The following is a 14,838-nucleotide window of genomic DNA, read 5'->3' as shown; positions in this document are numbered from 1 at the left end:
CCGGTGACACCGCAGCACCGGGTGACATCGAAGCACCGAGTGAGCCCGTACGACCGCACGACCTCGTACGACCGCACGACCTCGCACCACCGCCCCAAGGAGCCGCAACCGTGACCGAGCACGTCGATCGGAGTGAGCCGGAGGCCGCCGTACCGCAGGCGCCCGCCGCCGTCACCCCCGCCGACGCCGCCGACGCGGCGCGGCTCGTCTCCTTCGGGCTGCAACCCAAGCTCCAGCCCGCCCGCGACCAGGAGTACACCGAACTGCTGCGCCGCTACCGTGAGGACCCGTCGTTCGCGCGGCTCGCCGACGCCGTGGCCACCGGACTCGGCCTGGTCGTGCTGGAGGTGTCCCCGCGCGCGGGCATGGCGGTCACCGCCGCCGACGACTCGGTGTTCGCGGTGCGCATGAGCGACTACGCGCGGCGCACGTCCGCCGACGGCGGCGACCGCTTCCTGCACGGGCTGGCCCATCTCGCCGTCGCCGCGATGGCGTTCCCGCGTCCGGAGGACCTCGCCGACGACGGCTACATCGGGCGCGTCACCGTCAACGGCGTCGACGCCTTCGTCCGCCAGGCCTGCCGCCGCCTGGAGGAGCGCGCCGAGGAGCAGGGTGAGAACACGGACCCCGCCACGGACGCCCCCGGTCTGGAGGCCGCCTGGCGCATCTGGATCAGACGCAGTGCCGCCGGGGCCACCAAGGACGCGCGCCGGCTCGCCGGTTCCACCACCGGCATCGTCGGCAAGGCGGTCGCGTTCCTCACCGACTCCGGCTTCCTCCAGCGGACCGGCGACGACCACGGCGGCACCTACCGCACCACGGCCCGCTACCAGCTCCAGGTCCGTGACATGGCGGGCAGCGCCGCGATGACCGAATTGCTGGAACTGGGCGTCGTGCCGGTCACCGACGGCACACCGACCCTGCTGCCCGCCGAGGACACCGACGCCCTGGACCTGGTGGCCGACGCCGGTCTGCCGTTCCACTCGGCCTGAGCCCCACCGACCTCCCCCACCTGCCGAAGACTTACGAGAGTCCGCCATGTACGAGCTGTCCCGGGTCCGCCTCTACTCCATCGGACCGGCCGGAGCGCGCTACGCCGACACCGTGCTCGACCTGCGCGGTGTCGGCGAGCCCGTGCCCGATCCCGCGCCCACCCAGGCGGAGTTCTTCGAGGAGGAGCCCGTCGGCCCGCGGCGCCGGCCCGCCCCCGCGGGTGTGCTCTTCCTGGAGAACGGCGGCGGCAAGTCGGTCCTGCTCAAGCTGATCTTCTCGGTGATGCTGCCCGGCCACCGCAACACCCTGGGCGGCGCCAGCTCCGGCGTGCTGCGCAAGTTCCTGCTCGCCGACGACTGCGGGCACGTCGCCCTGGAGTGGCAGCACACCCTGACCGGTGAGTGCGTGGTGGTGGGCAAGGTCAGCGAGTGGCGCGGCCGGCAGGTCTCCAACGATCCGCGCAAGTTCGCGGAGGCCTGGTACTCCTTCCGCCCCGGTCCCGGCCTCAGCCTGGACAACCTCCCCGTCGCCGAGTCCACCGCCGTACGGCCGCCGATCGAGGGGCAGTCCGGCGCGCAGGGCCGCCGGCGCACCATGAAGGGCTTCCGGGACGCCCTCACCGAGGCGGGCAAGGCGTACCCGCACCTCGAGGTGCACTGGGAGGACATCCACGACCGCTGGATCGAGCACCTCGGCGACCTGGGCCTCGACCCCGAACTCTTCCGCTATCAGCGGGAGATGAACGCCGACGAGGGCGAGGCCGCCGGCCTCTTCGCGGTCAAGAAGGACTCCGACTTCACCGACCTGCTGCTGCGGGCGGTGACCGACACCCGCGACACCGACGGTCTCGCCGACCTGGTCAGCGGGTTCGGCAACAAGCTGGGCCGGCGCGCCGAGCTGATCGCCGAGCGGGACTTCACCGCCGGGTCCGTCGACCTGCTCGGCCGGATCGTCGAGGCCGCCGAGACCCGCACCCGCGCCCGGGACATCCACGCCGGCGCCGAGCGCCGCACCCGCGCCCTCGCCCGGCGCCTCACCGCGCGGGGCACGCGGGAACGGGTCCGCGCCGCCGATCTCGCCCAGCGCGTCACCGCGGCCGCCCACGCCGTCACGCACGCCGAGGGCGCGCGCGAGCGCAGCGCGCTGATCGCCGCGGAACTCGCCTACCGGCACGCCTCGTTGGCGCTCGCCGCCGCCGAGAAGTCCGCCGCCGCGCAGAAGCGCGAGCTCGCCGACGCCCGCACCCTGCACTCCGCCTGGCAGGCCGCCGAAGCCGTCCTGCGGCACCGCGCCGCCGCCGACCGGGTGGCACGCGTGGCCGCCGCCATCCAGGAGGCCGAACGTGACGCGGCGCCCGCGCTGGCCGCCCGCGCCAAGGCGGCCGTCGATCTCGTCCGCGCCCTGCACGCGGCCGCCGAGCGCGCCGAGGCACAGGCCAACGAGGGCGAGGAACGGTCCGCCGCGCTCCAGGAGGCCGGCGAGTCCGCCTACCGGGACTCCACCGCCGCCGCCACCGAGGCCCAGCGCGCCCGCAGCGAGGCCGGGCACCTGCGGCAGCGGCTGACCGAGGTCGAGCAGGAGACCGCCGAGGCCGTCCGCGCCGGCTGGCTCGACGACAGCGCCCCCGACGCCGACCCGGCCCGTGCCGCTCTCGCGGCGAGCGACGCCGAGAAGTCCGCCGTCGCCGCCTGGGACACCGCCCGCGAAGCCTCCCGGCGGGCCTCGGAGCACGCGCGTGAGGCGGCCTCCGCGGAGTCCCGCGCCGAGCTGACGGCGGCCCGCGCGGCCGACGCCGCCTCGGCGGCGGAGCGCGCCTACGACGCCGAGCGCCGCCTCGCCGAGAGCCTCGCGGCGGAGGAACGCCTGGTCGAGCTGCTCGGCCTGTCCGGCGACTCGAGTCCCAGGCGCGGCGCGGTGCCCGCTCCGCGCACGGGCGACCAGGCCGGTGCGCGGGCGCGGACCGACGTGGGCGGGACCGTGGAGGGCGCGCTCACGCCGGAGGACCTCGACCGGTTCGCCGACGAACTGCGCGAACTCCTCGACGACGCCGTGGCCTCCGCCGAGCGCCAGCTCTTCGACCTGCGGACGGCCGCCGCCGACGACGCCCGGATCCTCGGCGCGCTCGGCGACGGCGGGCTGCTCCCGCCCGGCCCCGACGTTCTCGCCACCGTGGAGTTCCTCGGCGAGCAGGGCATCCCCGCGCTGCCCGGCTGGCGCTATCTCGCCCAGGCCGTCGACCCCGCCGACCACGCGCGCGTGCTCGCCGCCCGTCCCGAACTCGTCGACGGTGTGATCATCACCGACCCCGGCACACACGCCCGGGCCCGCGAGGCGCTGGCCGAGGCCGCCCTGCTGCCCCGCTCCACCGTCGCGGTCGGCACGGCGGCGGCCCTGCTCGCCCCGACCCCGGCCGCCGACGCGCCGGACACCGACGTCTTCCTCGTGCCACCGAACCCGGCCATGCACGACGAGCACGCCGCCGACGAGGAACGGCAGGCGCTGCGGGCCCGGGCCGGCGAGCGGGACGAGGAGATCCGCGTCCTCGCCGCCCGCCTCGGCAAGGACCGGGAACTGGCGGCACGCCTGGCCTCCTGGCGCACCGGCTGCCCGGCCGGACGGCTGCTGGAACTGGCCGAGGCCGCCCGGGAAGCGCGCGTGTTCGCCGAGGAGGCCGAGGCGGAACTCGCCGAGGCGCGGACCCTGCGCGCCGAGGCCGAGGAAGCCGCGGCCGAGGCCGCGGCGGTCCGCGACGAACGCCAGGAGGCCGCGCAGAAGGCACGGCGCGCCGCCGACGCCCTCGCCGGACTCGCCTTCCGGCTGCGCGAGCGGGCCGGCTGGCAGGTCAGACTGAGGGAACTCGCCGACGAGGCCGCCGAGTCCGAGGCCCGTGCCCAGTCCTGTCTGGAGCGCGCACGCGCCGCCGACGAGGACCGCCGTGCCGCCCAGCGCGCCGCCGACGACGCGCGCCGTACCGCACGGGCCCTGCGTGCCGAGCGCGCTGAGATCGCGGGCGCCCCCGACGACGTACCGGACACCGACGCGGACACTCCCAAGGCGTCCCTGCCGGCGCTCCGTGAGGCGTACCGGGCCGCGTCCCAGGTGTACGAGAAGGTCGGTGTCGGCGCCGACCTGCGTGCCGAGCAGGCCCGCGCGGAGAGCGACGAGAGCGCGGCCCGCACCGAGCTCGACCGGTTGAGCAACAAGGTCCGCACCCGCGCCGAACAGCTCCTCGAGTCGCCCGACGGCTCCGACGGGCCCTCCCGGCAGGCGGCCGCCTCGCGCGCGGAGGAACTGGTCCAGCTCCTGGAGACCCGTATGTCCGCCGCCAGCGAGCAACTGGGCCGGCTGCGCGGCGAGGCCGAGCGCCACGCCCCCCAGGAAGGTGACGCGCACACCGATCTGCCGGAGGAGCTGCAGCCGCGCGACGCCGAGCACGCCCAGGCCCTGCTGCGGACGGCGACCGGTGAACTCGCGGCTCACAGCGACGCGTTGGCGCAGGCCCGTGACGCGCACACGGAACTCCTCGAAGCCCACCGGGCCGCCGAGGACGCGGCGGGTGGGTTCGACGAGATCGCCGCGATGCTGCGCGACCTGCTGCGCGAGCACGGCTCGGACGAGGAGCAGGAGGAGGTCGAGCCCTACCCCGGCAGCCTGGAGGAGGCCCGGCGGTCCGCGGCCGAGGCCCGCCGCTCCCTGCGTGGCTGCGCCGCCGACCTCTCCGCCGCGGAGGCCGCCGTGCGCGAGGCAAGCGACGTCCTCGTCCGGCACGCCAACTCCACCCGCTACGAACAGGTCCGCACCCCGGCCCGTCAGCAGATCCGCGAGCTGCCCGCCTCCGCGCTGCCCGAGCACGCCCAGAAGTGGGCGGACGCCTTCGCGCCCCGGCTGCGCGTCCTCACCGACGAACTGGCCCAGCTGGAGCGCAACCGCGACTCGATCGTCGACCGGCTCCGTGGCCTCGTGGAGTCGGCCCTGGCGACCCTGCGTTCCGCCCAGCGACTGTCCCGGCTGCCCGAGGGACTGGGGGAGTGGTCCGGGCAGGAGTTCCTGCGCATCCGCTTCGAGGAGCCCGACCAGGCCACCCTCACCGAACGGCTGGGCGAGGTCATCGACGAAGCCACCCGGGCCGCCGTGAAGAAGAACTCCGACCTTCGGCGGGACGGCATGTCCCTGCTGCTGCGCGGAGTGGCCGCGGCGCTCCAGCCGAAGGGCGTCGCCGTCGAGATCCTCAAGCCGGACGCCGTGCTGCGCGCCGAGCGGGTGCCCGTCGGACAGATGGGCGACGTGTTCTCCGGAGGGCAGCTGCTCACGGCCGCCATCGCGCTCTACTGCACGATGGCCGCCCTGCGGTCCAACGACCGGGGCCGGGACAAGCACCGGCACGCCGGCACGCTGTTCCTGGACAACCCCATCGGGCGGGCCAACGCCACCTATCTGCTGGAGCTCCAGCGGGCCGTGTCCGACGCGCTCGGCGTCCAACTGCTCTACACGACCGGCCTGTTCGACACGACCGCGCTCGCGGAGTTCCCGCTCGTGATCCGGCTGCGCAACGACGCCGACCTGAGGGCCGGTCTGAAGTACATCAGCGTGGAGGAGCATCTGCGTCCCGGACTGCCGCAGCAGCAGGCGGGCGAGGCCGGGCACAGCGAGATCACCGCCACCCGGATGTTCAAGCGCCCCGCGCCCGTGGACCCACAGGCGGTGTGACGGGCGGCCACGCCGCGTCGGCCGAGGTCAGGGGTACGGCACCTGCCCCGCGCCGGCCGGGTCAGGGGTGCGACAGCTGCCCCGCTCCGGCCCGCCGGCGTATACGCGACTGGGCCCGCTCGGCCGACCGAGCCTGCCGTCGCGCCGCGCGGCGCTCACGCCGCAGGGACCGCGCCGTGCTGCTGGGCGTCGACACCACACCGTGCCGCTGGTTCCAGACCTGGCGGGTGACCCAGACGTCGAGGGCGGCCCAGGTCGCCACGACGACGCTGACCACACTGCTGATGACCATGGGGAAGGCCAGCCAGGACCCCGCGAGCGTGCACAGGAACGCCACCATGGCCTGGATCAGCGTCACGGAGGCGACGAGAACCGCCCGCACCGCCGCCGTCCGCACCGGATCGGGCATACGCCGCCGCGGCGCCGGCTCCTCGACCCACAACGGCCGGTAGGACGCCCACGCCCGCTCGTCGCCCGCGGTCCGCTCGGCACGCCCGTCACCGGTCACCGGAATGTCGCGAGCCGGCACATCGGGTCCGCTCCGCACCGCAGCGCTGCCCCGGGACGCCTCGCGCTGCTCCGCCGTACCCATCACCGTGTCACTCCCCACCGTCCGCGGACCGCTCGCCCGCATCCCAAGACCCAGCCCCTCAGCGACTGCCCGGCTTGCGCTGCTTTACGCCGCCGGGGGGCTGGATGCGGCTCTCGTGGTCCAATCCGCCCCCATTTCCCGTAGAGAAGGACGATCAGCGCCCCCGGAAGATTCCCCCGAAGAGAGATTTCCGGCCAACTGGCCGAGCGGGTGGGCCGGAACGATTCATCGGGGTGCACGATGTTTGCGGGAGGTAATTCCCGTCATGACCGGACAACTCCCCATGTCTCGTCACCAGTGCGGAAGTTCAGGCTCCGGATGTCTCTTCGAGTTACCAGTGCGTCGGTAGTAGGCTCGCGCCCATTGTTGACGCACAGGTGTGCCCCCTGGCCGGCAGGGGGACCGAGCTGGGGGAGGCCATGCGCTTTCGCGGGAAGTCGATCCGCCGGAAAATGGTGGCGCTGCTTCTCGTGCCGCTGGTGTCCCTGACCGCGATCTGGGGATTCGCCACGGTACTCACCGGGCGAGAGGTGGCCCAGCTGTTCACGGTGTCCTCCCTCGTCGAGAAGATCGGCTACTCCGCCGAGGACGCCGTCAGGGTCATCCAGCAGGAGCGACGCCAGGCCCTCGTCTACCTCGCCGACCGCCGCGCCTCGGACGCGCTGTCCGCCCTCCGGGAGAGCCGGAAGGCCACCGACACCGCCATCGCCGAGATCCGCCGGAACGCCCAGGACTCCGACGTCCGCGACGGCATGGACGCGAGCGACACCGCACACCTCACCGCCGTGCTGGACGCCTTCGACGGCATCGGGCCCCTGCGCCGCAGCGTCGAGGACGGGACGGTGAAACGCGCCGAGGCGCTCCACCAGTACAACCTCCTCGTCGAACCCTGCTACGCCCTCCTCGCCTCCCTCGACGGCATCGACAACGTCGCCATGGACAAGGAGGCCCGCGCCCTCCTCAATGTCACGCGCGCCCGCGAACTGCTCTCCCGCGAGGACGCGTTGCTCAGCTCCGCCCTCGTGGTCGGCCGGCTCACCCGCGACGAGATCCGCGACGTCTCCGATCTCATCGCCCAGCGCACCCTGATGTACGAGCTGAGCCTGACCGACCTGCCCTCGTCCGAACGCGAACGCTTCCAGCACTTCTGGAAGAACGGCTCCACGGCCCCGCTCCGGGTCGCCGAGCAGTCCGTCATCTTCTCCCAGCCGGGACGCCCCAGCACCGTGGACGCCCAGGACTGGGACACCGCCGCCGGCGGTGTGCTCGACGAACTCGGCACACTGAACGACGAGGCCGGCGACCGCTATCAGGACCGCGTCCGCCCCGTCGCGATGGGCGTCATCGTCAAGGCCGTCGTCGCAGGCGTCCTCGGACTGCTCGCCGTGCTGTTCTCGCTCTTCCTGTCCGTACGGATCGGCCGCGGCCTCGTCCGGGACCTGCGCCAGCTCCGCCTCGACGCCCACGAGGCCTCCGGCGTCCGGCTGCCCAGCGTGATGCGCCGTCTCTCCGCCGGTGAACAGGTCGACGTCGAGACCGAGGTCCCGCGTCTGGCCTTCGACAAGAACGAGATCGGCGAGGTCGGCCAGGCCCTCAACACCCTGCAGCGGGCCGCCGTGGAGGCCGCCGTCAAACAGGCCGAACTGCGCGCCGGCGTCTCCGAGGTCTTCGTCAACCTCGCCCGCCGCAGCCAGGTCCTCCTCCACAAGCAGCTCACCCTCCTCGACACCATGGAACGCCGGACCGAGGACACCGACGAACTCGCCGACCTGTTCCGGCTGGACCACCTGACCACGCGCATGCGTCGCCACGCCGAGGGACTGGTGATCCTCTCCGGCGCCGCCCCGTCCCGGCAGTGGCGCAAACCCGTCCAGCTCATGGACGTCGTACGCGCCGCGGTCGCCGAGGTCGAGGACTACGAGCGCATCGAGGTGCGCCGGCTGCCCCGCGTCGCCGTCACCGGACCGGCCGTCGCCGACCTCACCCATCTGGTCGCCGAACTCCTCGAGAACGCCACGGTGTTCTCCCCGCCGCACACCGCCGTCCAGGTCCTCGGCGAGCGGGTCGCCAACGGCTTCACCCTGGAGATCCACGACCGTGGCCTGGGCATGGCCGCCGACGCCCTGCTCGACGCCAACCTCCGGCTCGCCGAGACCCCCGAGTTCGAGCTGTCCGACACCGACCGGCTCGGTCTCTTCGTGGTCAGCCGGCTCGCCCAGCGGCAGAACGTCCGCGTCTCCCTCCAGCCCTCGCCGTACGGCGGCACCACCGCCGTCGTCTTCATCCCGGACGCCCTCCTCACCGACGACGTCCCCGACACCAACGGCATCGGCTTCCGCCTCGACCGGCCCACCCACTCGAAGGAGGCCGAACTGGAGGAGTCGCGACGAGCCGCGCTCTCGAAGGTGCCGGCCCGTACGCCGGGGCTGCCGGCCGCGCTCCTCGACGGCCCCGTCGAGCTCGAGGCCCCCGTCGACCTCGACGCCCTGAGCGACTTCCCGGACCCCCTCGACGAGGAGGACGGCGAGCGCGGCGGCCTCTTCCACCCGCGACGCGCCTTCGGCCACTCCGAGGACGACACCGCGAGCCGGCGCGGCGATCTGGGCCCGGTCGCCGGGGTCCCCGACGACCCGGACGACGACCCGAACGCCCCGGTCCCGCTGCCCCGGCGCGGCGCCCCCAAGCTGGTCAGCTCCCATGGACGGCCCGTCACCGACCACCGGACCCGCCTGGAGAAGACCGACGCGGAACCGTCGTACCGCCCGAGTCGCCCCCAGCCCGACGGCCTCGCCCCGCTGCCCACCCGGCGCCGCGGCACAGGCCCCCGGGGCGGCATCGCCGACGCGGCGCAACCCAAGCGGTCCGGCGAGCCCGCCGGCCCCCGACGGACGGCTGGATCCGACCGGTCCGAAGCACCGGACACCGCCAGGCCCGATGCCGTAGGCCCGCACGAGCCCGCCGCCCTGACCGGGCGCGCCCGGCGCCCCGAGATCGCGGCCGGCGGACCCGACGACACCACCCCGGACCGGAGCGCGGCCCCGCAGCCGCCCGCACCCGGCACGGGCCCACTGCCCCGGCGGGTCCGGCAGGCCAGCCTGGCACCCCAGCTCAAGAAGGCACCCGCCCCCCGCCCCGCGGCGCCGGACCCCGGCGAACGCGACGCGGACGAGGTACGCAGCCGTATGGCCTCGCTCCAGCGCGGCTGGCAGCGGGGGCGTGAGGAGAACGCCGCGGGCGACGACACCGCCCCGGGCGGCACAGCACCACAGGGAACGACAAAGGGGGACGGTCGATGACCGCACCAAAGGCGACCGACCACGCCGCGACCACCCAGAACGGCGAGCTCAACTGGCTTCTCGACGACCTGGTGGACCGCGTCGCCAGCATCCGCAAGGCCGTCGTGCTCTCCGGGGACGGCCTGGCGACCGGCGTGTCCAAGGACCTGACCCGTGAGGACAGCGAGCACCTGGCCGCCGTCGCCTCCGGGTTCCACAGCCTCGCCAAGGGCGTGGGCCGGCACTTCGAGGCGGGAAGCGTCCGCCAGACCGTCGTCGAACTCGACGAGGCCTTCCTGTTCGTGACGGCCGCAGGTGACGGCAGCTGCCTCGCGGTGCTCTCGGACGCGGACTCCGACGTCGGCCAGGTGGCCTACGAGATGACACTCCTCGTGAAGCGGGTCGGCGTGCATCTGGGGACCGCACCGCGCACCGATCTGTCCTCCGGCGGGTAGTGGGAAGGCATGAGCGCTGACGGTCAGGGAAGAAGCCACTGGTTCGACGACGAGGCCGGACCGGTCGTCCGCCCCTACGCGATGACACGCGGCCGCACCACGAGTGCGGCCCAGCACCGCCTCGACCTGATCGCGGTGGTCGTCACCGAACCGCACGCGGACGATCCGGAAGCCGACTCGACGCTGTCCCCGGAACATGTGGAGATCGTCGGACTGTGCCGTGAGACCCCGCAGTCCGTCGCCGAACTCTCCGCCGAGCTCGACCTGCCCGTAGGAGTGGTACGGGTCCTCGTCGGCGACCTCGTGGACGGCGAATTCGTCCATGTGAACCGCCCCGTCCCACCGGCCGAGATGGTCGACGAGAGTATTCTGCGCGACGTGATCGACGGCCTGCGGGCGCTGTGAGCGGCGCGGAAGCGGGGTAGTGACGTGACAGCCTGGCAGTTCTGGGTCGACCGGGGCGGCACCTTCACGGACATCGTCGCGCGCCGCCCGGACGGCCGGCTGCTCACCCACAAACTGCTGTCGGAGAATCCGGCCCGCTACGCGGACGCGGCCGTCGCGGGCGTCCGTGAACTCCTCGGCGACTCCACCGCCCCCGTCGAAGCCGTCCGCATGGGCACCACCGTCGCCACGAACGCCCTCCTCGAACGCAAGGGCGAGCGGACCCTCCTGGTGATCACCCGCGGCTTCCGTGACGCCCTGCGCATCGCCTACCAGAACCGCCCGCACATCTTCGCCCGCCGCATCGACCTCCCGGAGCTGCTGTACGAACGGGTGGTCGAGGTCGACGAACGCATCGCGGCCGACGGGACCGTGCTGCGCGCCCCCGACCTGGGGGCCCTCACCGGCCCGCTCCAGGAGGCGTACGACGACGGCATCCGGGCCGTCGCCGTCGTCTGCCTGCACAGCCATCTGCACCCCGGACACGAACAGGACATCGGCCGGCTCGCCGCCCGTATCGGCTTCCCGCAGATCTCGCTGTCCAGCGAGGTCAGCCCCCTGATGAAGCTCGTGCCCCGCGGGGACACCGCGGTCGTCGACGCCTACCTCTCGCCGGTCCTGCGCCGCTACGTCCAGCACGTCGCCGACGAACTCGACGGCGTACGGCTGATGTTCATGCAGTCCAACGGCGGCCTCGCCGAAGCGGGACAGTTCCGTGGCAAGGACGCCATCCTCTCCGGTCCCGCGGGCGGCATCGTCGGCATGGCCCGCATGTCGCAGCTCGCCGGCCACGACCGGGTCATCGGCTTCGACATGGGCGGCACCTCCACCGACGTGTCCCACTTCGCCGGCGACTACGAGCGCGTCTTCACCACGCAGATCGCCGGGGTCCGGCTGCGCGCCCCCATGCTGGACATCCACACGGTCGCGGCCGGGGGCGGCTCGGTGCTGCACTTCGACGGCTCGCGGTACCGCGTAGGGCCTGACTCGGCGGGCGCGGACCCGGGGCCCGCCTGCTACCGGGGCGGCGGCCCGCTCACCGCCACCGACGCCAACGTCATGCTCGGCCGCATCCAGCCCGCGCACTTCCCCGCCGTCTTCGGCCCCCGGGGCGACCAGCGCCTCGACGCCGGACTCGTCCGCGCACGCTTCACCGCGCTCGCGGCCGAGATCCGTGACCGCACCGGCGACGACCGCACCCCGGAACAGGTCGCCGAGGGCTACCTGCGGATCGCGGTCGCCAACATCGCCAACGCCGTGAAGCGGATCTCCGTCCAGAAGGGGCACGACGTCACCCGTTACGCCCTCACCACCTTCGGCGGTGCCGGCGGCCAGCACGCGTGCAAGGTGGCGGACTCCCTGGGCATTCGCACCGTCCTCGTGCCCCCCATGGCCGGTGTCCTGTCCGCGCTCGGCATCGGCCTCGCCGACACCACGGCCATGCGGGAACAGTCCGTCGAGGCACCTCTGGAGCCCACGTCGATGGGCGGCGTCCTGAAGACCGCGGACGACCTCGAGGCGGCCGCCCGCACCGAACTCCTCGACGAGGACGTCCCCGCCGACCGCATCCGGGTCACCCGCCGCGCCCAGCTGCGCTACGACGGCACCGACACCACCCTCACCGTAGAACTCACCGCGCCGGACGCCATGCGGCGAGCCTTCGAAGAACGTCATCGCGCCACGTACTCCTTCACGCTCGACCGCCCGATCGTCGTCGAAGCCCTCTCCGTCGAAGCCACCGGCATCACCGAACCCCCCGATCTCTCCGCTCTCGCGCCCCCCGGCACCGCCCGCGAGGACAGCGCGGAGGACCCGCGCACCGTCCCCCTCCACATGGGCGGCACCTGGCGCGACGTCCCCCTGCACCGCCGGGAGCGGCTGGCCCCCGGCGCATCCGTGACCGGCCCGGCGATCATCGCCGAGTCCGGTGCGACGACCGTCGTCGACGACGGCTGGCGAGCCGGGACGTCCGACGACGGGCATCTGGTCATGGAACGCGTGGCGGTCACGGAGAGTTCCGAACTCGACACGAAAGCCGATCCGGTTCTGCTGGAGGTCTTCAACAACCTCTTCATGTCCATCGCCGAGCAGATGGGCGCCCGCCTGGAGTCCACGGCCCAGTCCGTCAACATCAAGGAGCGCCTGGACTTCTCCTGCGCGCTCTTCGACCCGGACGGAAACCTGGTGGCCAACGCCCCCCACATCCCCGTCCACCTGGGCTCCATGGGAACGAGCGTCAAAGAGGTCATCCGCCGCCGCGGCGACCGGATGCGCCCGGGCGACACCTACGCCGTCAACGACCCGTACCACGGCGGCACCCACCTGCCCGACGTCACCGTGATCACCCCGGTCTTCGGCACCGACCCCCGGACGGACACGGAGGGTGAACAGAGCATCCTCTTCTACGTCGCCTCACGCGGTCACCACGCCGAGATCGGCGGCATCGCGCCGGGCTCCATGCCCGCGAACAGCCGCACCATCGACGAGGAGGGCGTCCTCTTCGACAACTGGCTGCTCGCCGAGAACGGCCGCTTCCGCGAGGAGGAGACCCACCGCCTGCTCACCGAGGCGCCCCACCCCTCCCGCAACCCCACCACCAACCTCGCCGACCTGCGGGCCCAGATCGCGGCCAACCGGAAGGGCGCCGACGAGGTCGCCCGCATGATCGACGACTTCGGCCTCGACGTCGTCCAGGCCTACATGCGGCACGTCCAGGACAACGCCGAGGAAGCGGTCCGCCGTGTCATCGACGCCCTCGACGACGGCGAGTACGCCTACGAGACCGACTCCGGCGCCGTCATCCGCGTACGCGTGCGCGTGGACCGCGCCCAGCGCACCGCCACCGTCAACTTCACCGGCACGTCCCCCCAACTGACCAGCAACTTCAACGCCCCCTTCGCCGTCGTCAACGCCGCCGTCCTGTACGTCTTCCGCACCCTGGTCGCCGACGACATCCCCCTCAACGACGGCTGCCTGCGCCCCCTGCGCATCGTCGTGCCGCCCGGCTCCCTGCTCGCCCCGGAGCCCCCGGCCGCCGTCGTCGCGGGCAACGTGGAGACGTCCCAGGCGATCACCGGTGCCCTCTACGCCGCCCTCGGCGTCCAGGCGGAGGGCTCCGGAACCATGAACAACGTCACCTTCGGCAACGCGCGCCACCAGTACTACGAGACCGTGGCCTCCGGGTCCGGCGCGGGCGACGGATTCCCCGGTGCCCCCGTCGTCCAGACCCACATGACCAACTCCCGCCTTACCGACCCCGAGGTGCTGGAGTGGCGGCTGCCCGTACGGCTCGACGAGTTCGCGGTCCGGCACGGCAGCGGCGGCGCCGGACGCTGGCGCGGCGGCGACGGCGCCGTGCGCCGCATCCGCTTCCTCGAACCCATGACCGTGTCGACGCTGTCCCAGCACCGCAGGGTGCCGCCCTACGGCATGGCGGGCGGCGCACCCGGCGCTCTGGGCGCCAACCGTGTCGAACACGCGGACGGCACGGTGACCACGCTGGCCGGAAGCGACTCGGCCGACGTCGGCCCCGGCGACGTACTCGTCGTCGAAACCCCCGGCGGCGGAGGCTACGGCCCACCGCCGCACGACCCCCATCAAGCAGGAGAAGAGATCGATGATCTTCGGGCGTTCTGAGCGCGGGAAGCCTCCGGTCGAGCCCGTCACGCTCAAGATCCTCGTGGCCGGCGGCTTCGGCGTGGGGAAGACCACGCTCGTCGGCGCGGTCAGCGAGATACGGCCGCTGCGCACCGAGGAGCTGCTCACCGAGGCCGGACGGCCGATCGACGACACGAGCGGTGTCGAGGGCAAGCGCACCACCACCGTGGCCATGGACTTCGGGCGCATCACCCTGCGCGAGGACCTGGTGCTGTACCTCTTCGGCACGCCCGGTCAGGAGCGGTTCTGGTTCATGTGGGACGAGTTGTCCGAGGGGGCGCTCGGAGCCGTCGTCCTGGCCGACACCCGCCGCCTCCAGGACTGCTTCGCGGCCGTCGACTACTTCGAGCGGCGAGGCATCCCCTTCGTCGTCGGCGTCAACTGCTTCGAGGGCGCCGCCCGTTACCCCGCGGAGACCGTACGGCAGGCCCTGGACCTCGACCCGGACGTACCGCTGCTCCTGTGCGACGCCCGGGAGCGCGAATCGGTCAAGGAGGTCCTGATCGGCGTCGTCCAGCACGCCATGGCGTTCCAGGCGGAGCGCCGCCACGCAGTGACCACCTGACAGCGGGACGATCCGCCGAGGGCCACGGCCCGTACCCCCGCCGACCGGGGTACGGGCCGCGGCCCGTGGGTCCACGCGCCTGTGGGTTCGCGCGGCCCGCACACGCGTGTGCCCCGCTCCGGGATCCTTACACCGGGACCGGCACCCCCC

The 14,838-nt window shown here is 73.3% G+C and carries 8 protein-coding genes; 7 read left to right on the top strand and 1 reads right to left on the bottom strand.

What is annotated here, in order from left to right:
- The first annotated feature begins 110 nt into the window (after positions 1–110).
- Positions 111–992 (top strand): hypothetical protein, encoded by an 882-nt coding sequence (locus ACFV46_RS25870; RefSeq protein ID WP_385499912.1) that lies wholly within the window; start codon positions 111–113, stop codon positions 990–992.
- A 46-nt stretch (positions 993–1,038) separates the two neighbouring features.
- Positions 1,039–5,700, top strand: coding sequence for a hypothetical protein (locus ACFV46_RS25865; protein ID WP_385499910.1), 4,662 nt, complete (start codon positions 1,039–1,041; stop codon positions 5,698–5,700).
- Positions 5,701–5,761: 61 nt separating this feature from the next.
- Here the strand turns inward: ACFV46_RS25865 and ACFV46_RS25860 are convergent, their stop codons facing one another.
- On the bottom strand, positions 5,762–6,292 hold the full coding sequence (locus ACFV46_RS25860) for a hypothetical protein (protein WP_376729697.1): 531 nt from the start codon (positions 6,290–6,292) through the stop codon (positions 5,762–5,764).
- A gap of 419 nt (positions 6,293–6,711) precedes the next feature.
- Here ACFV46_RS25860 and ACFV46_RS25855 point away from each other — a divergent pair, with 419 nt between their 5' ends.
- From ACFV46_RS25855 to ACFV46_RS25835, 5 genes are read left to right on the top strand one after another with little or no spacing between them, the layout of a single operon-like run.
- Complete coding sequence (locus tag ACFV46_RS25855) at positions 6,712–9,588, top strand: nitrate- and nitrite sensing domain-containing protein (RefSeq protein WP_385499909.1); 2,877 nt, start codon at positions 6,712–6,714, stop codon at positions 9,586–9,588.
- Positions 9,585–10,022 (top strand): roadblock/LC7 domain-containing protein, encoded by a 438-nt coding sequence (locus tag ACFV46_RS25850; protein ID WP_151782986.1) that lies wholly within the window; start codon positions 9,585–9,587, stop codon positions 10,020–10,022. Before ACFV46_RS25855 ends, ACFV46_RS25850 begins: the two co-directional genes overlap by 4 nt.
- A gap of 9 nt (positions 10,023–10,031) precedes the next feature.
- A complete protein-coding gene (locus ACFV46_RS25845; RefSeq protein WP_151782985.1) occupies positions 10,032–10,427 on the top strand; it encodes a DUF742 domain-containing protein in 396 nt (131 codons plus the stop codon).
- A 24-nt stretch (positions 10,428–10,451) separates the two neighbouring features.
- Positions 10,452–14,102 carry a hydantoinase B/oxoprolinase family protein gene (locus ACFV46_RS25840; protein WP_385499907.1) on the top strand — a complete coding sequence of 1,217 codons (3,651 nt, stop codon included), beginning with the start codon at positions 10,452–10,454 and terminating at the stop codon, positions 14,100–14,102.
- Positions 14,083–14,688, top strand: coding sequence for an ATP/GTP-binding protein (locus ACFV46_RS25835; protein WP_361935772.1), 606 nt, complete (start codon positions 14,083–14,085; stop codon positions 14,686–14,688). The genes ACFV46_RS25840 and ACFV46_RS25835 overlap by 20 nt, the downstream gene beginning before the upstream one ends.
- The last annotated feature ends 150 nt before the right edge of the window (positions 14,689–14,838 follow it).

The organism is Streptomyces sp. NPDC059852 (genome assembly GCF_042731455.1).
GTDB lineage: Bacteria > Actinomycetota > Actinomycetes > Streptomycetales > Streptomycetaceae > Streptomyces.
Note: the sequence above shows the minus strand (reverse complement) of the source record. Positions and strands in the feature narration are given on the sequence as shown.

What these genes read in the sequence shown, in the direction of transcription:
- ACFV46_RS25865 (WP_385499910.1), top strand. Translation starts at nt 1,039, where the DNA reads ATGTACGAGCTGTCCCGGGTCCGCCTCTACTCCATCGGACCGGCCGGA.
- ACFV46_RS25860 (WP_376729697.1), bottom strand. Translation starts at nt 6,292, where the DNA reads ATGGGTACGGCGGAGCAGCGCGAGGCGTCCCGGGGCAGCGCTGCGGTG.
- ACFV46_RS25855 (WP_385499909.1), top strand. Translation starts at nt 6,712, where the DNA reads ATGCGCTTTCGCGGGAAGTCGATCCGCCGGAAAATGGTGGCGCTGCTT.
- ACFV46_RS25850 (WP_151782986.1), top strand. Translation starts at nt 9,585, where the DNA reads ATGACCGCACCAAAGGCGACCGACCACGCCGCGACCACCCAGAACGGC.
- ACFV46_RS25845 (WP_151782985.1), top strand. Translation starts at nt 10,032, where the DNA reads ATGAGCGCTGACGGTCAGGGAAGAAGCCACTGGTTCGACGACGAGGCC.
- ACFV46_RS25835 (WP_361935772.1), top strand. Translation starts at nt 14,083, where the DNA reads ATGATCTTCGGGCGTTCTGAGCGCGGGAAGCCTCCGGTCGAGCCCGTC.